Source organism: Pseudomonas sp. RIT288 (genome assembly GCF_000631985.1).
Taxonomy (GTDB): Bacteria; Pseudomonadota; Gammaproteobacteria; order Pseudomonadales; family Pseudomonadaceae; genus Aquipseudomonas.
The window spans coordinates 20009-39608 of sequence record NZ_JFYN01000008.1; the positions used below are offsets into that span (position 1 = coordinate 20009).

Below are 19600 nucleotides of genomic sequence, written 5' to 3' on the forward strand. Positions count from 1 at the left end.
CTGAGTAATGCTGGAGAGTCTCTCTCCAGCCATTATTATCTGAGCCCGACAAAAAAAACAGAGAATGGCTTAGCTGCGCCCTCCAAGGAATCGATTAAAACTACTAATAAAATCTTTCCTCAGACCCGGCAATATTTTTTTCAGGATCAAAAAGTAAAGATAGATAGGGGTTGGACCATCCCCCTCCTCTTCCCAAACCTCCTCTGTCCCATAGCAATAGAGCACACCTCGGATGAAATTTGCAAAATCTTCATCTTCCTTGCGACTTTGCTGCTCCATTTTCCAGAGATCGACAGTGAGCTTCTTTCGAAGTACCTCATCACTTTCGATACGCTCGCGCAAGATGGCCTCTTTCAGGAACGGCACCAACTTCTCCAACTTGCTGGCAGCAATAGTTTTTAATTCACCTCTTTGGATAAGACCCATTAGATAACTAGCGTACTCACGCGTCATCTCGCTATAAGAAACATTCGCATCAAGCAACTGCTCCTCCAGATCATCAAACTCTTTAACTTCTAAACTATCAATCATTGTATGGCTCCATCTTCCATTTCTAGCCTACCCATAACTTGTTTACATGACTTACAAAATGGCTTCAAAACGCCATCATTCCTGTGCGTCGTTGATCTGCCACCTTTAGTTAGAGCCTTCAACTCATCGACTGTCTGAACGTTGTGTTTTTTCGCAATATTGCTAAGGGCGTCCGCCTCGCCGCAATCACCATGAAAGACAGAACGATCGTCAATATGAACATCCTCATAAAGTTCAGCCACTACTGGATGATGGATACCATTGCCTAGAGCACGCTTGCTGAAACCTATCTCAGTTTGTGGAAGGTTGTCACTTTCTACGGTTGTGCGGGTTCCCTTATTATTCGGCGTTATCCCCTTAACACGAGCCAACCCAAGTGGATCCACCCATTGGATAGGATTTGGCGCGTAGGCATAAAAATTCAGCCCTCCTGCCCAGCGGGCAGGGTCTTTACTTATAAACCGCCCAACGCTTGGGTCGTAATACCGATGCCTGTTGTAATGCAGCCCTGTCTCATGATCGTGATACTGCCCCTGGAACCGTATCGGATTCGTCACACCATGCTGCCGCGCCCATTCTGAACGCTGTTCCGTCACCTGCCCCCACGCCTTGTACTGCGCGGTCCACGCCATGTTGCCGTGCGAGTCCGTCAGTTCCTGCGGCGTTCCCAAGTGATCGCACTGGTACCAGGCCAACGCATCAAACGGTAATGCCGTTGCCTTGTGATTCCACACAGGATCTTCATCAAGGCTGTATTCACCGCTGTAATCCGGTAGCCCAATCAGATTGATCGGCGCATGCCGTACAGCCTGCGCAACTGGGACAAAAGTGCCCGGCTCGAAAACATAGTGCACCGTGCGTCCCGGCTCGCCATCGCTCTGCGCCGGGCTGCTTTCCCAAGCGAGGTTGTCGCCATCCCAGCCGTATAAGGTAAAGCCGCAGCCGAGTTCGCGCTGCTTGCGGGCGTGTTCGTTTCTGTTCCAGAGGGAACCTGCTTCAGGCCGCTGTTTGTAGTGGGCGCGGGAGTTTTTGTGCAGGCGGCGTCCCAGTGCGTCGTAGGCGAAATCCACGCTCAGGAGCGGGTCCTCAAAATGCACCAGTCGATCAAACAGGTCCCAGCGCATATCGGAGCGTTGGCCGTTTTGCCAGCACTGGATCTGGTTGCCGCGTTCGTCGTAGTCGTAATGCGTGCCGGCGTATTCGCGCAGCAGGTTGTCGACCAGTTTGCTGCGCGGTGGCGTCAGATCCAGTGGACGACGGATTTCGGCAGTCTTGTCATCCAGCAGGTTGCTGGCCGGGTCGAAGGCGAAGGTTTCCACGCCTTGGCGGGTGGTGGCGCTGAGCAGTCGACCGACCGGATCATAGCGATACGCGAGCGGGCCGCGACGACTGTCGTTGATGTCAGTCAGTTGGCCGGCAGCGTCGTATTTGTATTCGCGCTTGAGCAGAGTGCTTTTGTCATCGCTGCGCCCCAGCAGTTGCTCCTGCAAGCGTCCGGCCGGGTCCCAGCTTCGAGTTTGCAGCAGGTGATTGCCTTGATGGCGGGCGATTTCGCGGTGCAGGTCGTCGCGTTCGTAGCCGATCAGTTCATGTTCATCCAGGCGCATGCCCAGCAGGTGGCCGCTGCCGTAAGTGAGCCAACTGACGCGGTGGCCGTCGGGGCGAACGGTGGCGACACGTTGGTTGAGCACGTCGTACTCGTGCTGCCAGATCGCGACGGTGGGCTTTTCCAGTCCAAGGTAATGTTGGTGTTCGCGCAGCAGATTGCCGGCCGGGTCGTGGAACCATTGCAGGCGGCTGTCGGCATTGTCGGCCAGCACCATGTTGCCGTTGCTATCGTAGGCGAAGGTTTCGCTTTGCGACTGCTCGCCCAGGGTGGCGCGACGCTCGGTCAACCGACCCATCGGGTCGAAGCTCACCGAGATGATGCGTTGGCCATTGATCGATCGGGCAAGGCGACCCGTTTGAGCATCGTATTGATAGCGCGTGGTGCGGCCGTCGAAGCCGCGCTCTTCCAACAGGCGTCCGACCGGGTCGTAGTGGAAGTGTGCTCGTTGTTCGTTTTCGTTTTCCAGGGCGGTTAACCGTCCGAGGCGATCCCAGCGATAGCGCAGGGTTTGCTCGGCGGCATCGACACGTTCGGCGATCAAACCGGCAGCGCTGTAGCTCCAGGTGGTGCAGCGATCAAGACCGTCGACATGCGTCAACAGCCGGCCTTCGGCGTCGCGTTCAAAGCGTTCTTCAGTCTTGTCCGGGTGCTTGATCAGCACCAGTTGGCCAGCCTTGTATTCGAATTCGGTGGCGTTCCCGGCAGCGTCCGTGAAGCAGATCATCTGCCCCAGTTCGTTGTATTCCCAGGCGCTGGTCTTGCCTGAGCAGTCGACGTACTCGACCAGTTGCCCGGCGTCGTTGTAGTCCAACGTCTTTTCGTTGCCGTTGGCGTCCTTGATCGCGGTGGGCTGACCGGATTTGTTGTAGGCGTATTCGGTTTTGTTGCCCAGCGGATCGAGCGCTTCGACCAGGTTGCCTTGGTCGTCATAGGCGCGTTGCCACTGACCGCCCTCGGCGTCGCTGATTTTGATCAGCATGTCTTGGTCATCGTAGGCGTAATGCATCACCGTGTGATCGGCGCGGATGTGTTCGAGCAGGTTGCTACGTTCATCGTAGCTGTAGCGATCGGTGCTGCCATCGGCATTGACGCGGCGTACGATGTTCTTGGCCTCGTCGCGGAAGAACCATTCCGAACGCTCGTCCGCGTAACGTATGCGGTAGGTGTAGCCAAGGATGTCGTAGTAGTGCCAGGTCTCGTTGCCGAGGGCATCGGTGACGTAGGTCAGACGAATGTTTTCGTCCCACTCCAGTCGCGAGTCGAAGCTGCCGTCATCGGCCCATTCGCGAATGGCTTTGGCCTTGGCGCCCGGACCGTCCCACTGCAGGTTCATGCCGCGCCCGGTGCGGTCGGTGTAGCGGGTGATCAGGTGATGCTCGAACTGATACGACCAGACTGCGCCGTTCTCGTCCTGCGCTTGAACCAAGTCGCCATAGGTGTCGTATTGGTACGCACAAAGTTGTCGAAACGGTTCGCCATCAACGATCTGCCAGAGGCCGATAAACCGGCCGTGATCGTCGATCATCGTGCCGAGGTGCAGGTGGACTTTGCTGGTGTCGTTTTCCTGATAGGTGATCAGGTCGGAGAGCACCGAGTGTTCGCCGTAGCGATGCTCGTAATGCAGCATGATTCCGGCGCCGTTGCGCAGCGAGATGTTGGTCAGTACATAACGCTGGCCACGGCGGATGTAGGTTTCCTTGCGTTCGAAACCACGGCACAGCAACAGCTGATCTTCGCTGGCACGAACCAAGGTGATGTTTTCGATGGCGTCGTAGTGAAACAGGCCGACTTTGGGTAACGGATAGCTGTGGTCACGACCGTCGGCGTCGTAGAAGGTCAGGCCATCGTCCACGCAGTCGAAACGCGTAGTGAACTCGCTGATCCAACGGGCGCCGAGTTCGCTCTGATCGTAGGCGTCGAGGCGTGAGTTGTAAGTGCGTGTCCATTCGATCGGGAATGGGCCGGGCAAGCTGAAATCGCTATGGCTGAGGCTTTCCGAACCCAAGGCGAAATTGATGCTGAAGTCCGTGGCACATTTGCAAGGGCCTTTCTTTGGATTGGGCGCGCCTTTCGCCGGTGCCTGTTGGCCGTGGGCGGCCAACTGCCCCTCAGATGCCGTACGCTTCGCCTGTCCGGTCTTCTCCGGATGGACGGCGGCGTTCTGGCCATGGGCATTGCGCTTGCGCCACAACGTCACGGCGCTGGAAAGAATCAGCAGCAACCAACCGATGGAGTTCTGAACGGACTCGTCGTCCAGCTTGCTCAACTGGGTGCGCAGCTCCGGACCCATCGCCCGCAGTTTCGCGGTTTCCGTGGCAACCCGCTTCTTCACCTCATCGGGCAGCAGGTGATCGGCCGCACTGTTGGCCAAGCCTTTGCCTGCGGCCTTATAAGCGCTGCACGCGGCGCCGAAGATGTTTCCGAACGATGCAAGGGGATCATTCTTGAATTGATCGACCGCCGCACTCGCTTGTGCGCCAGCCGCGTTTAGGTCGCCCTTGGCATCAAGCTTGCCATTGGCCACCGTCTCGAGGCCTTTGGCAATCTCGTTGACGACGTCTTCGCCCAGCTTGCCAGCGTCCGCCAAAATGCCCGGCAGCTTGCCTTTGGCCTGTTCAACAAAATCATCCAGCGTGCCGATAATCGAGGCGTTCAGGTGACCTACCAGCACCTCGATCACGGAGGTGCTGAGCAACAACTTGCTGCTGGCCCTCATCTCCTGACGCACCAGAAACAGCGTCGGGCGCAGGGTCATTCGGGCTGCCGCCATCGCCGGTGGCAACGGCAAAACACCGATCAGGTTGATGCCCAGACTGGCCCAGGCGAGCAGATCACGCTTCTGCGCATTCGACAACGTGACGATGTCACCCAGCGCATCGACCAGTGCCATGATGTTGCCCACCACGGGTAAGGCGCCGGCGACGTTCTTGATCCGATCTAGGGTGACCACGCCGCCACTGGCCGATTGCAGCCAGGCATCGAAAGTCGCCGCACCGCTGGCGACGTCCTGAATGTCGATGGCATTCAGGGGAACAATGGCAACCTGAGGTTCACGTTTTACAACAGCATTTTCAGTCGTCATGACAGCATCTCACCCGCCAGCAGGCCCGGGGTTTTCAAGGAAGTTTTTGGAAGTGACGGCGCCGGCAGACTCGGCAACTTGCCCGCCTTGCTCGCTGCGCCGAGGATCCCCGACGCACTCGGCATCGCCGCACTCGCCAGTTTCGGCAGCCCGGCCACCCCGCCCTGCACAACGCCCTTCACCTGCTGCGCCGTTTGCATAGCGCCTTGTGCGGTCTGCATTGCACCCATCCCTGTCTGTGCCAATTCCTTGCCCCTCTCCAACATCTCCCAGCTCTTGCTCGGCAGCGCCTGCGCGACCATGGCCTGCACCTGGCTCGGAATGTCTTCCGCACCCGGCGGATTCAACGGCCATTCTGGTTTGCCGATGTAGCTGCCATCGCTCCAGGTGTCCGCCGGGTCCTTGCCGAACAGCACGCGCGCCGGGCCCGGTGCGGCGCCGGCGACGCTGGCGAAGCCCTTGCCGTCGAGCTTGCCCTTGATGCTTTTGCCGAGGGCATCGATGACTTCGTAATCGCCGTCCTTGATGCCCTGACGCCCGGCGTATTGGTTGAACAGTTCGAGGCTGCCCTTGCCCGGTTTCGGCGGTTCCGGGAACACGCCCGCCAGGGATTTCGCCCCGGTGTAGGCGAAGTTCGCCGCGTGGGCGGTGTACGGGCCGCTGGTGGCGTGGGTGATGCCGCCGGCGTTGTAGGTGGTGGCGCTGCCGCCGCCCTGGATCACCAGTTCGGTTTTCGCGGTGATGGTGATGCGGTCGGCGTTGGCGGTGATGTTGAGCTTGGCCAGCAGGTTGATGCTGTCCTTCAGCGCACGCACGTCGATATCGCCGGACGCTGCGACCAGCCGCCAACCCATGCTTTGCACGAACAGGCGCATGCCCCGACTGGCGCTGGCCAGCAGGCGTTTGCCGATCGACAGGCTGGTGTGGCCGGTGCTGCTCAGCGCCAGGTGTTCGCCGGTGGCGATGTGGCTGGAACGCGGCGTGGTCAGGGCAATGCCGGCGGGACTCGCCAATACCAGATGCGGTTCGGTGAATTCGGGGAATTCATTGGCGGTGAGGTTCGCCGGACCTGAGCCGAGCACGCCTTGATGCTGGGCGTGCAGCGCTTTGGCCACGTCGTCCTGGTCGCCCGCCTCTTGGGCTTGCAACTCTTTGGCTTGAACGGCAAAACCGTCTTGCTGATCGCTGGCAGTGGCGAGGCGTTCGGCAGTTTCCGGCAGGTCCTTGTGGTGCTTGGATTCGTTCGGACGCGGTTCGGTGGTGATCAGCAAACCGGCGGCGGCACGCACTGCGCCGTGGCGGTCGGTGCGTAACTCAAAACCTTCACCGCGCGGCTGACCACCGCTAGGGCGCGGATGGGTCAGATAACCGAGGTTAATCGCACTCGCACCGTGGTCGCTGCGCAGCGCAATGCTGATCTCGCTGGTGGTGTCGTCGATGCGTAATTCGTTGGCGCGACTGCCCTTGTATTCCTTGCTCTTGACCGTGGCCAGGGTCTTGAAGTCCGGCAGCTTGTACGGCGGCAGATTGGCGCCGTGGTACAGGCAACCGGTGATCAGCGGCTGATCAGGATCGCCCTCCAGAAAGGTGATCAACACCTCCATGCCGACCCGTGGAATATTGATCGAGCCAAAGGTCTCGGCCGCCCAGCTCGATGCGACGCGCATCCAGCAACTGGTCATGTCGTCGTGCTTGCCTTCGCGGTCCCAGAAGAACTGCACCTTCACCCGGCCGTATTGGTCGCAGTAGATCTCTTCACCTTCAGGGCCGCAGACCACCGCGCTCTGCGTGCCGAGGACTTTCGGTTTCGGGTGATCGAGCGGCGGACGGTACGGCACGTCCCACGGAATCGCGCTGAAGCGGTTGCGGTAGCCCTGGTGGAAATCGTCCTTGAGGTCGGTGGTGTCGCTGGTCACCGACTCTTCCAGCACCTGCGGCTGTTTGCCCTCGTGGAAAATTTCGGTGAGCAGCCACAAGTCATTCCAGGTCGGATTGGCGTGGTCGGTCAGGGCGAGGAAATGCCCGCTGACCAGAATCGGCTGATCGCTGTTGCCCTCGGCCAGACGGTAGTCGCTGCGATGACGTTCCAGTGCGCGATTGGCCAGATGCTTGCCACGCTCGCGATCGACGAAACGGCCCGGGTAATCGTAGTCTTCGAGGTCCGGTTGCGCGCTGCTTTTGGCATCGCTTTCCAGCTCGATCTTCGGTTTGACGAAGTCGTAATCGCGCCGCGTGGTGCGGCTGGTGCGGGTGGCCAAACGCAGGCCGAAGCGCTTGACCACCGGTTTGTCGGCGACCAGTCCGGAGTCCTGCTGATAGGCCACCGGCGCCAATTTCGGGAACACCGTCTGGTCATCACCGAATGTCAGCTTGTGGCCGCTGGACGTGTGCTGGAAGTGGTAGTGAATACCTTCTTCCTCGCACAGCCGCTGGATGAAATCCAGGTCCGACTCGTCGTACTGCACGCAGTAGATGCGTTCGGGGTAAATCGCGCTGAGTTGGAAGTGGTAATCGCTGGCAAGGATGCCGTGTTCTTCCAGCACCTGGCTGATGATCTGCTGCACGGTCATCTGCTGGAAAATGCGCTGATTGACCCGGTGCGCGAGGTACGCCAGTTGTGGGCGCAGGGAGATCTTGTAGCGCGTCAGGCGCTTGCCCGCCTCGCCCTGGGCGATGCTGTAGACCAACCCGTGGATCCCGCTGCCGCTGGGCGACAGCTGAAGAAACGCCAGTTTGTGCAGCACGCTTTCGAGGTTGATCGAGGCCTTTTCGCTGACCAGTTCCAGCTCGAATTCGAACGGCGTGTTGAGGGCCTCACGACCGGTGAACGACAGCACCTGGAAGTCGCTGTCGATGCCATCGACGGTCAGGTTGAAATGAGGCTGGTTGGCCGGTGAGAACATTCCCTTGTCCCTCGCGCAGTGCTGCAACGCGCCTCAGGGTGCAAGAGCCTGAGGCGAAGAATTCCTTGATCGAACAGTGAACTCGACCAGTCAGACTGGTCGAGTCGGTATCACTATCAGCCGCGATTAAACGACTGGAGCACGCCAGTCATCGGAACCCGAAGTACCGGAGACTTCGTGGGTCCAGGTGATTTTGCGGTAGGTGAACTGCACTTCTTCCAGGTGGGTGAAGTGCGCGTTGCCTGGGTCTTGGCAGTTGTGCATTTTGTTGTTGATGGCGACGATGATCGCGTCTTCCAGTTTAGTGGTGTAGTAGTGCTCTTGGGTGCCTTGCGCCGAAGTGCGGTACCACTGGATAACGATTTCGCTCATGCGCTCGCCGGAAGTCAGCGCCGCTTGCAGCAGAGGCGAAGCCTTGTCGTAGACCTTGGTGATGACCACTGGCTTGTGCACGCGCTGACCGGTTGGCTGACCGGATTGTGGGTCACGCGGGATGATCACGTCGTGGGTGAAAGCCTGAACCATAACCTGGTCTTCGTGGCCTTCCTGGTAGGTGTTGCCTACGGAGTCAGCGGTGAAAGCGCCTGCAGTGATCAGGCCTTGTTTTTCGCCGGTAACCGACATGTACGCGGGTGTTGCCATGGGATGCTCTCCTTGCTGGATCAGTGGGTGCGTCATAGGTGAAATCACCTAAGAGGCGGCCATCTGCCATCAAATAACATGCCAACTTTTTTAGAGCCTTGTAAATCGGGGGTCAGAGAAGAGTTTCTTCGCAGATTCAGTGAGAACTCAGTATGAATTCATTGAGAGGTGCGCAAGAAGTTGCGCAGTGGTGTGCAAGAAGTTGCGCACTTGGCTAGAGACCACGACGTACTTGGGCTGCAGCGATTTATCGATGCGGAATATCCGGAACAAGTGCGCAAGAAGTTGCGCACTTTCAAAAAAGGCCGCCCCAACACATCACCGGCTGAAATTGTGATGGTGCCAGGTCATGACTGCACTTCAAGGCGGCCAAATATCAGAAGTACGACTTTCCACAAACCATAACAACTCCTAAGCCAGGCAATTCTCAGCACTCGCTCAATACGACGCCAAAATCGTCGCTGGACACTTGAGCCGCTTCGTTGAGCCGTTGACGTAGTGCAGCGGTCAGCTGTCGTTCCACTTCCCATGGATCCGACAGCGCAGCCAAATGCGGCGCCAATTGAGGCGACAAGCTCATCAGCGATTGGTTGAGCGAACGTGCCGTCTCATAGGCAGCCTTCTGCACGAAGCTGATCTCGACCAGTTCACCCTGCGCCTTGCGAAACTCCATCTCAGCCATCCGCGCCAGGTAATGCTCTCGATGCGCTCGTGCTTTCTGAAAGTCCGGAGTCTGCCCCTGAGCAGGGTCAACGGGCGGCGGCGCAGCCATGTTAGTCGGCTCGGATTTGTCTGCGACGTGACTGTACACATCACGCTGAAGCCGGTCCTGTTGGTGGCGAGCAGCGACGGCAGCCTTGCTTGGGTCGGCGGTTTCGCGGATCAACGCTTCAGTGGCCAGCACGTCGACCTGCTTGCCGTTGGGTGACAGAACCAGCCGGCCATTCTCTTTCAGCCAGGTGATATAGCTCGGTGATCGGCCGATGTGCGCAGCGAAGGCGCTCTTTGTCAGGTACGTAGCTGTGCTCATAAGCCCTCCTTTTCAGCGGCTTTTCAATGAATCCTTTCAAGATTTCAGTGGATTGAAATTTCAGTAAGCTGGCGGGCCTCCCACTAACACGATCCCGCGGGTTTCCGACCCCGTGTCCTTTGAAAGTCCTCAGGGTCCCCGGCGACTTTTCGGTGGCCTGGGCTGCAGATCCGCCTCGCTCGACTAGCATCAGTGGACGATCCGTCATAGGGAGAGATGTCATGGACATGATTGCCGTGCGTTCCAGTGCGATGACCGCCGTTGGCTATGACCCAGCAACGAGACGAATGAGGATCCGCTTTGAACAGGGTCACCCTTACGATTTCTGCGGCGTCCCATCGGCCATACACAATGGCTTGATGGCCGCGGTGTCCAAAGGCGCCTATTACAACCAGCACATCCGTGATCGTTATCAGTGCTGAGGCCCGTACTCCACTTGGAAAGACGGACATCCCTGCGAAGGTTTCAGCTAGAGAGATTCCGCGAGTTCGATAACCCGTGTAGGGGGCGGCCCTCAGGGAGGACCCGTGAAATTTTCGCCCCGTCCGGCCTCCTCGGCTCATGCCTTCGGCTCGGCCTCGTTCAGGTCCAACCGCTTGGCGACCCAGCGTTCGTACAAGCCGATGGCGACATCGGCGCCGGCCATCGCGGTCAGGCATCCCAGGGCGCCCGCCGTCCAGATCGACAGGCCCGCACCGAACAGCAACATCATCGCCGACACGCCGCAGACGATGCAGGCACCGGAGCGAAGTGCTAGGCGGCGCAGTAACGCCCAACCTCGTGCTCCGTCCTTGTCAGCGCGCCACATCTCGCCGGATACACCGCCCACCAATGACAGGGCAATCACCAACCAGATCGGCATCTCTGCCAGCGCCTGTTGCTCGTTCGTCATTGCCCTGCCCCTTAAACAAAAAGACCCGGCGCTATGGCCGGGTCAGGTAGTGGGTGGCCTGCCGCGCTTGGCGGTCGCACCCATCGAAGATGGCCCCTTTTTACAGGTCGATTCTGGTGGCAGCAAGACCGTTTTAATGCCCTCCGGTGAATGTGTGGGTGACGCCCGGTGAACGGCTGGCGAATGTCGGTGAATATCTCAACCCGGCTGGCTTCTGCTTCTGGTGTTTCGGCGGCGTCCCATGTGTCCCACCTCTGTAAAACAAGGTGGGACGTCTGAAAGCCCCGCAGATTGGGGCTTTGCCCCACCGTCCTACTTTTCTTTCTCTTTTCTCGTGTATAGAGAGAAATTTAAAAAGCACGCGTGCGCGTAAACGCGCGTACCTGTACCCGCTACGCACACACGGGCGGGAGGCATGAAAAAGGTGGGACGGTGGGACAGCCCAACAACGACGGGGCCTGCGCCCGTCCCACCACTGCAAAAAGCAGTGGGACGGAGGCGGGCCGGTGGGACGGCGTGAGCCAGAGGGATACCCACGATCAAGCCGCTTCCCCCAGGAGGAAGTGCTCGACCACGATGTGAGCGTCATGCAGGCGCTGGTAGTAGAGGTTGCGTGTGCAGCCACTCTCGGCCAGACGTGCCGCCAACGGCGCATCAGGCTGAAAGTAATGCACCCGGACCACCGTCATCAACTCGGGATCAAGGCGTTTCTTGACGATGCGCTCGATGTCCAGCGAGGCTTCCAGCGGCACCTTGCTCCCGCGTCTGCCGCGCACGAGCTGGCCACCGCTCTCCATCATCATCGCGACCATGTTGCCGCCCGAATAACCGGCGGCGACCTCGTCGCTGTGCAGCTCCTGCGCCCATTGCTTGAGGGCCATGTCGATCGCTTTAATCATCGAAGCACGGCTCCTCGAACTGAGGTTGCTCCAGCGCAGGTGCCCTGCCCCAACCCTCAGGTTTCTTGTACGCCCAAGGCCGCTGGCCGCTCTTGCTCAAGGCACCCAGACGGAACCGTCGCCAGCCCAGTCGATGCAGAATCGCGCCCACACGCATCTGCTCGGGTTTGCCCCAATGACCGGGATCGAGCTTGAGCGCCTGACTCATCACCTCACTGCCGGTGGTGGTCTCGCCGATCTGCGACTCTTCGAGCCAGGTCAGGATCGGCGTTTCCCATTCGTCCACGACGAAGCGTTCGTCCTGCTCCTCGCTGAACATCGGCGCTTCCTCTCGCGTTACCCACCAGAGATCGCCGGCCTCAAAACAGAACATTGCTTCGGCCCACAGCTGGTCGCGGATCTCGCGCAGCAACGCCACATCGACCTTGGTACAGGCCACCGGCCAATAGCGACGGTTGCCGGTGGCGTCCTTAAGGTACTCGTCCTGGTTGGTAGTACCGACGAAGACACACTGGCGTGGCACGTCCAGCGTTCTGCGGCCATAGCTTTCGCGGTAGGTGTCGGTGGACGCCGAAAAGAACTGCTTGGCCTTGGTGCTCTCGGCCTTGTTGAAGCTGTCCAGCTCGCCGAGCTCGACAATCCACTTGCCGCGAATCGCCTGAAAGCCGTCCTTGTCACCGAGGGCGAAAGGCGTATCCATAAACCACTCACCGCCGAGCACGCTCATCGCGGTCGACTTACCGGCGCCTTGTACGCCTTCGAGGATCATCACCGAGTCGGCCTTGCAGCCCGGCTTCATCACCCGCGCCACGGCGGAGATCATCCAGCGCTTGCCGACCTTGGAGGTGTAATCCGTTGCCTTCACCCCCATGACATCCGTCAGCCAACGCTCCAGGCGCGGCACACGATCCCATTCGAGTTTTTTCAGGTACTCACGCACCGGATGAAACGCGTGGTCGTGGGCCACGACGCTGACCGCTTCGATCACGTGCGAGGATTTCACACGCAGGTTGTACTGCTGTGCGAGCCACTTCATGACGCGCACGTCGTCGATGTCGGCCCACTCCCCGGTGCCACCGCCATAAGGCGCCGCACGCAGCTTGACGATCTTCGAGCTGAAAGCGCAGTAGCTGATCACCCCGGCCCAGCGTTCGTCGTGAGCGAGGATCAGTTCGACGTTCTGCATGTGCGCGATCAGGGCGCCGCTCTCGCTGCGGGCCAGTTGATCTTTCCAGCCTCCGGCCGCCGGCGGACGGACCACCGCGAGCACTTGTCGACGCACCGCGTCCAAACCCTCAGCGACGTGCAGGTCGTTGAAGTCGGTCCACTTGTCGTGACGCTCGAGCGCGAAGATCGGTGCAACGACCTGGGCACCAACGATCAGCGCGGCATTGCTCGCCTTCTCTTCGCCGGGGTTCCAGGCATCGCCGTTGGGCTTGGTGGTTTTCCAGTCGTCGTCGCGGCAGATGATCAGCGGGCAGCCGGCAAAGCGCTCGCGCATGACCTTGCACACGGCCAACAGGTTGCCCGCATCGAAGGCCACGGCCACGGCGAGCGACGTCGCCATGTGCAGGCTGGCGCCGGTAGCGTAACCCTCACAAACCAGCACCGGTTCGCCCGGCACCGGATGCGGGCCGAGCAGGTGAAAGGTGCCCTCCTTTGCCATCCCGTAAGGCCAGTAAGATTTGTCGCGGCCGGTGTCTTCCTGTTTGTTCGGGAAGATCACCTGCAGGCCCATGATCTGATCACGGGCGTTCTTCATTGGGACCAGCACGGCACCGGTGCGCGGCGCGTAACGCACATTGATGCCAACGATCTGTTTGCGGTCCAGGTAATCGCTGCGCCCGGTGGTCGGCATGCGCTCGAACAAACCCTGCGCCCTTTTCGCGGCCCGCCGCGCAGCGTTGTTCGCGATTTCGGCGGCGCGGCGCTTGGCTTCTTCCTGACGGGCGCGCATCACTTCGCGTTCTTCCGGCGACATGCGGCCGGCCTTGACCTTGATCTTCTGCGTCTCGCCCGAACGCCAGTCACCGAAAGCGCCGAAGATCAGCGTGTCGCCCTTCTCCGTGCGCTGCTCGTGGACCACGTACCAGCCGTTCTTTTCCTTGCCCTTGTCCTGCGATGTCTTGCAGCGGGTCAGCTTGCCGAACACCAGTGGTTGCGCTGGCTCCAGACCGTAATCGGCGAATTGGCCCAATACCTCATCGAGCATGCTGAATCCCCCGCTCAGAGAGGGACTGGCAGCTGATGCATTGCGAGCAACCCGGCTGGGCCAGACGACGGGCTTCCGGGATCGGATCGTCACAGGCTTCGCAGAACAGCAAGGAATGGGCAGCGCTTTCGGCCTTGGCAGCGCTGCGCGCGGCCATGGCCTGATCGATACGTTCCTGCACCAGATCGTTGGCGAAATCGGCGATGTCAGCCACGGTCAGCACCTCGCGTCGTCTGGTTGACGTAGGTGGCGCGGTTGAACAAACCCAGCAGCCCCTGAATGCCCCGGAACACCTGCAGACGAATAGCCGCGAGTTCCTGATCGGTGACGACACCGTCGCCGATGCTCTTGGCCCAGGTCTCGGCGAGATCCGCGACCTGGCGGAAGTATTCAGCGATACCCGAGGTCAGGGTCTCGGGCATGTCGTTGGTGTAGGTGTCGGCCAGCTCCTGCCAGATCGTGTCACCGACCAGCGCATGCACCGCATCGAGAATGCGGCGATCCTTGGTCAGTTCGAGGATCTCGCCGAATTCCTGAATGTTGATGGAGTGGCTCGGGTGGGTCGGCGACAGTTTGTGTTGCAGCGTGGTCGGGTTACGACCGGTCGTGGCAGCGATGGCAGCAGCGCCGCCCGGGTAATCGCGAGCGGCGTGGTACAGCGCTAAATCGAGCGGCAGGATTTCCCGCTGCGCCCGTTCCAGAGAACTGAGAGCGATACGGCTCATGGCATTAATCCTAAAAGTTGCCAGTGCCGCGCGACAGAAGTTGGTGATACATTTGCCGCGTGGTCTGGAGAGGCCCAAAGCCGGCTAGGTTCGTAAGACCAACACCGGCACCGTGCCGGGGCGAACAATCCGTTGTTCCCCCCTGGCGCAACAGCTGCCAGCTCTGTGGTAAGAACGGCAGCAACGCCAAGGCTTCCGAGCCTTGGAAACGCGGTGAAAGTCGGCGGCATGTGGTGTGCTCGCCTTCCGACATCGCGACCCGACTGCGTTGTGGTGATGCTGTCGGGAGAAACTGGGCGACCCTAGGGTCGCCTTTTTTCTATGCAGCTTGTATTTCAGCGTCGGATTCGGCTGGGAATATCTCGGGTAAATCCGGCCTAAGCTGATGAGGTAGCAGCGCTCCAGAAAGTGCTTTCGATAGATGTCGAACCTGTGCGACTGGAATACCTCGCCGACGCCAATTGAAGAATCTCTGAGGGCTGATTTTGCACTCTCGCGAAAGCTGGGAAGGGCTTTTGCCGGAGGCCTCAGCAACCTGCAGTACTAAATCGAATATCTGAGCAGGTGTACTCATGACGTCATCCATACCAAACATTTTGAGCGGCAAGACCAAACAATACGTTTGTTATCATCTGAATGCAAGCGCTGTAACATTCTGTTTATGAGTAAACAAACGCAAAACCTCAAAGGCCAACGCTTCCGTGAAGCGCTCGAAAACTCCGGATTGACGGGGGCCCAGCTCGCTCGAATTCTCGATCTCGAGAACGACCAGAACATCACGAACTGGAAAGCTAGGGGCGTCCCCGCTTATATGGTCGGCGAAGTTGCGCTGACACTTGTCGTGGAGCGCGAGTGGCTAGAAGGGAAGGATGTACCAATGCGGACCAAGAGCACTGAGCGAAACCCATTACGCCCGGCTGCTAACGATTCGCCGCTTTACGTGCTGGAGCCAATGGCTCCTTGGGATTCAGAAACACCAATAGACAATGACGAGGTGGAGCTAAGGTTGTACAAGGAAGTGGAATTATCCTCTGGACCTGGAAAGGTTGCGCGTACAGAGGTGCAGGAGATCGCTGGGCCGAAGCTTCGTTTTTCACGAGCTACGATGAGGACTTGCGGAGTAGATCCCTCAAACGCTGTATTTGCCACCAACAGCGGGAACAGTAATCACCCACTGATTCTTTCGGGAGCGACAGTCGGCATTGATACGGGAATGACACGAATCGTTGACGGCGAAATGTACGCAATCGACCACGACGGGCATTTTCGGATTAAATTTCTTCAACGTACTGCCAACGGCATCAAGATGAGGAGCTTCAATTCACAGGAATACGCTGACGAAGACTATGACTTCGATCAGATCATGGCTCAGCGGGTGGTAATTCTTGGCCGCATATTTTGGTGGTCATCAATACGTCCATTGAAAGGCCCATCTCTGATCTGACACCAAACAAAATGTGTTGACCAAAAACCAAACAGATTGTTTACTTGCCTCACTCTCCAGCCACAGTGAGGCATCACCATGCGCGCCACCGCATCCCTACATGTCCATCCGGCATGCGTCAGCAATCGCAAACTGATCGAACAGCTGCAGCTCGCCACGGGCTGTCTGGTCGTCATTCATAACAGCAAACCCAAGCTTGTTGCCAAGTCCTGCCAGCCCTCTCCTATCGATCCGAACGGTGGAGGGCATGCGGCATGATCAAGTACAAGATCGACAACCGCACCCTGCAGTTGCTCAACGCCCAGGTCAACCTGACCGAAACCTTCAACCACGTCCTGCGAACAGCACCGAAACGTGAATGCCTGGCGTTTCGCCTCAAGGCTGAGCGCGGCACAGTGGAAAGCACTTTTGTCGTCGAACTCGGTAGCGAACGCCACACGCTGACCCTGCAGAACGACAAGAAGATGCACCTCAAACTCGCCGACTTCATCGAAGAGATTGCCAACGGTCCGTTCGACGCGAGCAACTCCAGCGACCTGGTGCATCGCCCGCATGCCGATCGTCAATACGGCCGTTTTGATGTCCAGGACAAGCAGCGCGTGTTCGAACTGGTGCACACCGGCGGCGTGCTTAGCCTCGACATGGGTTTTCAACTTCCCCTGCATGTGGCGCTGCATCGCACCCATTCGCGCCGCGGCGTCACCGCTATCTTGAGCATCGGCAACAAGAGCCCGCATACGCGCTGCTTCACCTTGTACGACTCCGATGCCGAGATCTACGCAAAGGTCATTGAGTCCATCAACCACCTTGCTGCAGCGGCCACTCCAGCTGCGCACGCAGCATAGGAGGACGTTATGGAACGCACCCTCGCCCAAGCAGCCGCTCAACTCGGCCTCACTCGCCCCAAACTGATCGCTCTCATGCGAGAAAAAGGTTTGCTCAAGAGAAACCTGCCGGCGGCCCCGAAGCGCGACAAAGCGTACCTGCGAGTCAAGGACAGTCCCTGGTATGACGAGAAACACGGAATGCAGTACAGCCAGTCGACTCGGGTGAAGCAGGCCGGTATCCGCTGGCTGGCCGAGCAGTTGGACATCGACCTTCCTGCCATCCCGGCAGATCGCCGTGACGTGGCCTAGGGAGTACGCCCGCCAGATCGTTGCCATGCGCACACGCGAGGAGCGCAACGCCGCGCTCCTCGAAGTGCCCGAACATCTGCGCGAGCTGACCAGACGCCACTGCCTGAACGCCTGGAACCACCCGGCACGACAACAACGCAAGGAGGCTCGACAAGGCCATGAGTAACGCTGCACAGAATCCGCTTCGCCTGCATCCGGCGCCCGAATCGGCCACCGTTGAACTGCTGTATCGCATCTTCGGTGATGTCCTGATCCCGCTGGAAAAAGTCCGCGAGCAGTACTTTCGCAATCTCAACGAGCAATCGTTCGTGACGGAGATCAACAGCGGCCGGATCCAGCTCCCGATCACCACGCTGGACACCAGCCGCAAGGCCCTGAAGTACGCGCACATACGCCATGTTGCCTCACTGATCGACATCCGCGCCTACAAGGCTGATGAAGACATGCAGCGACAGCAGGACGGCCAACGCCAAGCGGCCCCCACACCACTGACGGCTGTCACCACCAGCCAACGACAATCCCGGGAGCACACCACATGATGACCCCAATACAAATCGGTGCACTGATCATCCTGATAGCTTTGGCCGCCCTGCTGCTCTGGGGCGGTTACATCATGGGCCGCAGCGATGGCCTGGAGACCGGCCAGCGCGAGGGTGAAGACATCCAGCGCGCCGCAAGCGCCAAAACCATCCGCGAGCTCCAGGCCTCCCTGCAGTTCATCCGAGCCGATCACACGCGCTTGGCACACACCTGCAAACGATTTGAAGCAGGTCCGCTCTTCGGCCCGGCCGAGCACCAGACGCTGGTCGATATCGGCGAGCTGCTGCGGATCGCCGCCGAGACCTTCAGCGCCTTTCGTACCGGCAAGAAGCTCGAGCGTGATGCCCGATCGCTGCGCGAACAGGCGCTTGCAATGGCTGCGCAGCTGCAAACAGGAATCCAGGGCAGCTTAGTAAGACAACCACTTGGCACCGCCAACCAATTTACTGTGGAGGCTACGTGATGTGGTTACTTTTCCCTCAGACACAACGGACGGAACGTCCGGCCCCGGGCTCATTGGAAGAAGCACCTAACTCACATCGAAGGGAGGGTTAAGGAAATGACTAATAGCAGTTTGGAATCCGTACCTCACCCTGACGTAGATAAGGTGTCGGAGGAAGTTATGGCCCATTTCCTAGGCATTTCGTCTAGGGCTCTTGCGACGCGCCGCGCACGCAAACAGATACCCGAAGGGGTCTGGAACAAGCAGGGACATCGCATTATGTATAGCAAAAGAAGGTACGAGGAATGGCAAGAAGCACAATGGATTTGCCCAGTGGAGTGGAACTCTTCCGCAAATCCCTCAGGATTCGTTTTACTTGGAACGGGGTCCGCAGATGCGAAACGCTCCCCTACCCCGCGACGCAGAAAGGCATTAAAGCTGCATCCCAACTACGCGATCAAGTAAAAAGCCTGATCAAGCTCGGTCTTTTGGATGATACCAAGTACGCCGAGCTGTTCCCCGGCTCAGCCGTTCTGCTGAACAGCATTCCAACCTTTCACGAATACGCACAGCTTTGGCTTGATGGTCGAGTCATCACAACCGGCACGCGCAACAACTACAAAGGTGCACTGAATCTGTACTGGATTCCGCCACTGGCACTGATTCGCATAGATCAAATCACCACCACACTCCTTCGCCGCATCATTGCGGCCACGGAGTGGACATCGCCAGGTGTTCGGCGTAACGCCCTGGTCAAACTGTCGACGATTCTGGAAGCAGCAGTAGCTGAAGAATTGATCAAGAAGAACCCGGCCGCGACGATAGACCGACCCAAGCGATCGCGAAAGGAGATCAGCCCGTTCTCCTTGGATGAAGCGAACCGCATCATTGCCCACTTGTACCAGACAACGCACTGGCCCAGCGGTATCTATGCCGCATTCTTTGAGTTCGCATTCTTCACGGGGCTTCGGCTGTCGGAGATCGCGGCGTTGCGCTGGGATGCTGTCGACCTGGTGAAACGCCAGGTACATGTCTGCCGCACCGTAGCGCTTGGCCTCGTCGAGGAGCGAACCAAGACCAACAAGGACCGCTTTGTTCTGCTAAATGAACGAGCGCTGCACGCGCTCGAGTTCGCCCGTCAATACGCAGAGCGTCGTGCAAACGGCATCGGCAAGATCAAAACAACGCCTTACGTGTTCCCGCCTTCGAAGAACAGCGAGTACATCAAACAGACGTCGGACCTGCACAAACAGTGGAGGCCAGCGCTGAAGGCTTTAGCGCTGCCTCATCGGCCGCCGTACAACTGCCGTCATACTTATGCGACAATATGCTTAATGTCCAACATGAACCCCGCATTCATCGCTCAGCAGCTTGGCCACAGCGTCCAAATGTTGCTGACGACGTATGCGCGTTGGCTCAACTCAAGCTCAGACTGGGGGGAGCTGGAAAAGCTCCAGATTGGTATCAAATCGGTATCAGGCAAAAAAGACCAGCTCTAACCCATTGATAGGTA

At 58.8% G+C, this 19600-nt stretch carries 19 protein-coding genes; 9 read left to right on the forward strand and 10 right to left on the reverse strand.

Annotated features, from left to right (window positions below; genetic code table 11):
- Window positions 1–69: 69 nt before the first annotated feature.
- From BW33_RS09130 to BW33_RS09150, 5 genes are all read right to left on the reverse strand, one after another.
- On the reverse strand, window positions 70–531 hold the full coding sequence (locus BW33_RS09130) for a hypothetical protein (protein ID WP_047598481.1): 462 nt from the start codon (window positions 529–531) through the stop codon (window positions 70–72).
- Window positions 528–5222 carry an RHS repeat-associated core domain-containing protein gene (locus tag BW33_RS09135; RefSeq protein ID WP_052032698.1) on the reverse strand — a complete coding sequence of 1565 codons (4695 nt, stop codon included), beginning with the start codon at window positions 5220–5222 and terminating at the stop codon, window positions 528–530. Before BW33_RS09135 ends, BW33_RS09130 begins: the two co-directional genes overlap by 4 nt.
- Entirely contained in the window at window positions 5219–8125 is a 2907-nt protein-coding gene (locus BW33_RS09140) for a type VI secretion system Vgr family protein (RefSeq protein ID WP_047598483.1), read from the reverse strand. The genes BW33_RS09135 and BW33_RS09140 overlap by 4 nt, the downstream gene beginning before the upstream one ends.
- Before the next feature lie 126 nt (window positions 8126–8251).
- Window positions 8252–8767 carry an Hcp family type VI secretion system effector gene (locus BW33_RS09145; protein ID WP_007949952.1) on the reverse strand — a complete coding sequence of 172 codons (516 nt, stop codon included), beginning with the start codon at window positions 8765–8767 and terminating at the stop codon, window positions 8252–8254.
- A 427-nt stretch (window positions 8768–9194) separates the two neighbouring features.
- The gene (locus BW33_RS09150; RefSeq protein WP_047598487.1) at window positions 9195–9797 is read right to left on the reverse strand and encodes a hypothetical protein; all 603 of its coding nucleotides are present in this window, start codon (window positions 9795–9797) and stop codon (window positions 9195–9197) included.
- Between the two features lie 221 nt (window positions 9798–10018).
- On the opposite strand from BW33_RS09150, the gene BW33_RS09155 reads away from it, so the two are divergent.
- On the forward strand, window positions 10019–10219 hold the full coding sequence (locus BW33_RS09155; RefSeq protein WP_047598489.1) for a KTSC domain-containing protein: 201 nt from the start codon (window positions 10019–10021) through the stop codon (window positions 10217–10219).
- Between the two features lie 137 nt (window positions 10220–10356).
- Here BW33_RS09155 and BW33_RS09160 read toward each other — a convergent pair whose 3' ends face one another.
- The 5 genes from BW33_RS09160 to BW33_RS09180 form a co-directional block, all read right to left on the reverse strand.
- Window positions 10357–10689, reverse strand: coding sequence for a phage holin family protein (locus tag BW33_RS09160; RefSeq protein ID WP_047598490.1), 333 nt, complete (start codon window positions 10687–10689; stop codon window positions 10357–10359).
- A 539-nt stretch (window positions 10690–11228) separates the two neighbouring features.
- On the reverse strand, window positions 11229–11588 hold the full coding sequence (locus tag BW33_RS09165) for a PA0613 family protein (protein ID WP_047598492.1): 360 nt from the start codon (window positions 11586–11588) through the stop codon (window positions 11229–11231).
- Complete coding sequence (locus BW33_RS09170; protein WP_047598494.1) at window positions 11581–13800, reverse strand: VapE domain-containing protein; 2220 nt, start codon at window positions 13798–13800, stop codon at window positions 11581–11583. Before BW33_RS09170 ends, BW33_RS09165 begins: the two co-directional genes overlap by 8 nt.
- The gene (locus BW33_RS09175) at window positions 13790–14014 is read right to left on the reverse strand and encodes a TraR/DksA family transcriptional regulator (RefSeq protein WP_008080171.1); all 225 of its coding nucleotides are present in this window, start codon (window positions 14012–14014) and stop codon (window positions 13790–13792) included. The genes BW33_RS09170 and BW33_RS09175 overlap by 11 nt, the downstream gene beginning before the upstream one ends.
- Window positions 14007–14525 (reverse strand): phage regulatory CII family protein, encoded by a 519-nt coding sequence (locus tag BW33_RS09180; RefSeq protein ID WP_047598496.1) that lies wholly within the window; start codon window positions 14523–14525, stop codon window positions 14007–14009. Before BW33_RS09180 ends, BW33_RS09175 begins: the two co-directional genes overlap by 8 nt.
- A 661-nt stretch (window positions 14526–15186) precedes the next feature.
- Between BW33_RS09180 and BW33_RS09185 the strand changes: the two genes are divergently transcribed.
- From BW33_RS09185 to BW33_RS09210, 8 genes are all read left to right on the forward strand, one after another.
- Window positions 15187–15969 (forward strand): S24 family peptidase, encoded by a 783-nt coding sequence (locus BW33_RS09185; RefSeq protein ID WP_047598497.1) that lies wholly within the window; start codon window positions 15187–15189, stop codon window positions 15967–15969.
- A 78-nt stretch (window positions 15970–16047) separates the two neighbouring features.
- Window positions 16048–16227: a hypothetical protein gene (locus tag BW33_RS28385; protein WP_081794195.1), complete on the forward strand. Its 180-nt coding sequence runs from the start codon at window positions 16048–16050 to the stop codon at window positions 16225–16227.
- The gene (locus BW33_RS09190; RefSeq protein WP_047598499.1) at window positions 16224–16814 is read left to right on the forward strand and encodes a hypothetical protein; all 591 of its coding nucleotides are present in this window, start codon (window positions 16224–16226) and stop codon (window positions 16812–16814) included. Before BW33_RS28385 ends, BW33_RS09190 begins: the two co-directional genes overlap by 4 nt.
- 9 nt (window positions 16815–16823) lie before the next feature.
- Complete coding sequence (locus BW33_RS09195; protein WP_047598500.1) at window positions 16824–17105, forward strand: phage antirepressor KilAC domain-containing protein; 282 nt, start codon at window positions 16824–16826, stop codon at window positions 17103–17105.
- Window positions 17092–17271: a hypothetical protein gene (locus BW33_RS28390; protein WP_122707920.1), complete on the forward strand. Its 180-nt coding sequence runs from the start codon at window positions 17092–17094 to the stop codon at window positions 17269–17271. The genes BW33_RS09195 and BW33_RS28390 overlap by 14 nt, the downstream gene beginning before the upstream one ends.
- On the forward strand, window positions 17264–17644 hold the full coding sequence (locus BW33_RS09200; protein ID WP_047598501.1) for a pyocin activator PrtN family protein: 381 nt from the start codon (window positions 17264–17266) through the stop codon (window positions 17642–17644). The genes BW33_RS28390 and BW33_RS09200 overlap by 8 nt, the downstream gene beginning before the upstream one ends.
- Window positions 17641–18108: a hypothetical protein gene (locus BW33_RS09205; RefSeq protein ID WP_047598502.1), complete on the forward strand. Its 468-nt coding sequence runs from the start codon at window positions 17641–17643 to the stop codon at window positions 18106–18108. Before BW33_RS09200 ends, BW33_RS09205 begins: the two co-directional genes overlap by 4 nt.
- Window positions 18109–18392: 284 nt before the next feature.
- Window positions 18393–19586, forward strand: a complete 1194-nt coding sequence (locus BW33_RS09210; protein WP_047598504.1) for a tyrosine-type recombinase/integrase — start codon at window positions 18393–18395, stop codon at window positions 19584–19586.
- The last annotated feature ends 14 nt before the right edge of the window (window positions 19587–19600 follow it).

Excerpts from the sequence above, each read along its gene's own strand:
- BW33_RS09165 (WP_047598492.1), bottom strand. The coding sequence starts at position 11,588 with ATGATTAAAGCGATCGACATGGCCCTCAAGCAATGGGCGCAGGAGCTG.
- BW33_RS28385 (WP_081794195.1), top strand. The coding sequence starts at position 16,048 with ATGCGCGCCACCGCATCCCTACATGTCCATCCGGCATGCGTCAGCAAT.
- BW33_RS09195 (WP_047598500.1), top strand. The coding sequence starts at position 16,824 with ATGGAACGCACCCTCGCCCAAGCAGCCGCTCAACTCGGCCTCACTCGC.
- BW33_RS09150 (WP_047598487.1), bottom strand. The coding sequence starts at position 9,797 with ATGAGCACAGCTACGTACCTGACAAAGAGCGCCTTCGCTGCGCACATC.
- BW33_RS09145 (WP_007949952.1), bottom strand. The coding sequence starts at position 8,767 with ATGGCAACACCCGCGTACATGTCGGTTACCGGCGAAAAACAAGGCCTG.
- BW33_RS09210 (WP_047598504.1), top strand. The coding sequence starts at position 18,393 with ATGGCAAGAAGCACAATGGATTTGCCCAGTGGAGTGGAACTCTTCCGC.
- BW33_RS09205 (WP_047598502.1), top strand. The coding sequence starts at position 17,641 with ATGATGACCCCAATACAAATCGGTGCACTGATCATCCTGATAGCTTTG.
- BW33_RS09170 (WP_047598494.1), bottom strand. The coding sequence starts at position 13,800 with ATGCTCGATGAGGTATTGGGCCAATTCGCCGATTACGGTCTGGAGCCA.
- BW33_RS09185 (WP_047598497.1), top strand. The coding sequence starts at position 15,187 with ATGAGTAAACAAACGCAAAACCTCAAAGGCCAACGCTTCCGTGAAGCG.
- BW33_RS09140 (WP_047598483.1), bottom strand. The coding sequence starts at position 8,125 with ATGTTCTCACCGGCCAACCAGCCTCATTTCAACCTGACCGTCGATGGC.
- BW33_RS09130 (WP_047598481.1), bottom strand. The coding sequence starts at position 531 with ATGATTGATAGTTTAGAAGTTAAAGAGTTTGATGATCTGGAGGAGCAG.
- BW33_RS09160 (WP_047598490.1), bottom strand. The coding sequence starts at position 10,689 with ATGACGAACGAGCAACAGGCGCTGGCAGAGATGCCGATCTGGTTGGTG.
- BW33_RS09180 (WP_047598496.1), bottom strand. The coding sequence starts at position 14,525 with ATGAGCCGTATCGCTCTCAGTTCTCTGGAACGGGCGCAGCGGGAAATC.
- BW33_RS09190 (WP_047598499.1), top strand. The coding sequence starts at position 16,224 with ATGATCAAGTACAAGATCGACAACCGCACCCTGCAGTTGCTCAACGCC.
- BW33_RS09135 (WP_052032698.1), bottom strand. The coding sequence starts at position 5,222 with ATGACGACTGAAAATGCTGTTGTAAAACGTGAACCTCAGGTTGCCATT.
- BW33_RS09200 (WP_047598501.1), top strand. The coding sequence starts at position 17,264 with ATGAGTAACGCTGCACAGAATCCGCTTCGCCTGCATCCGGCGCCCGAA.
- BW33_RS09155 (WP_047598489.1), top strand. The coding sequence starts at position 10,019 with ATGGACATGATTGCCGTGCGTTCCAGTGCGATGACCGCCGTTGGCTAT.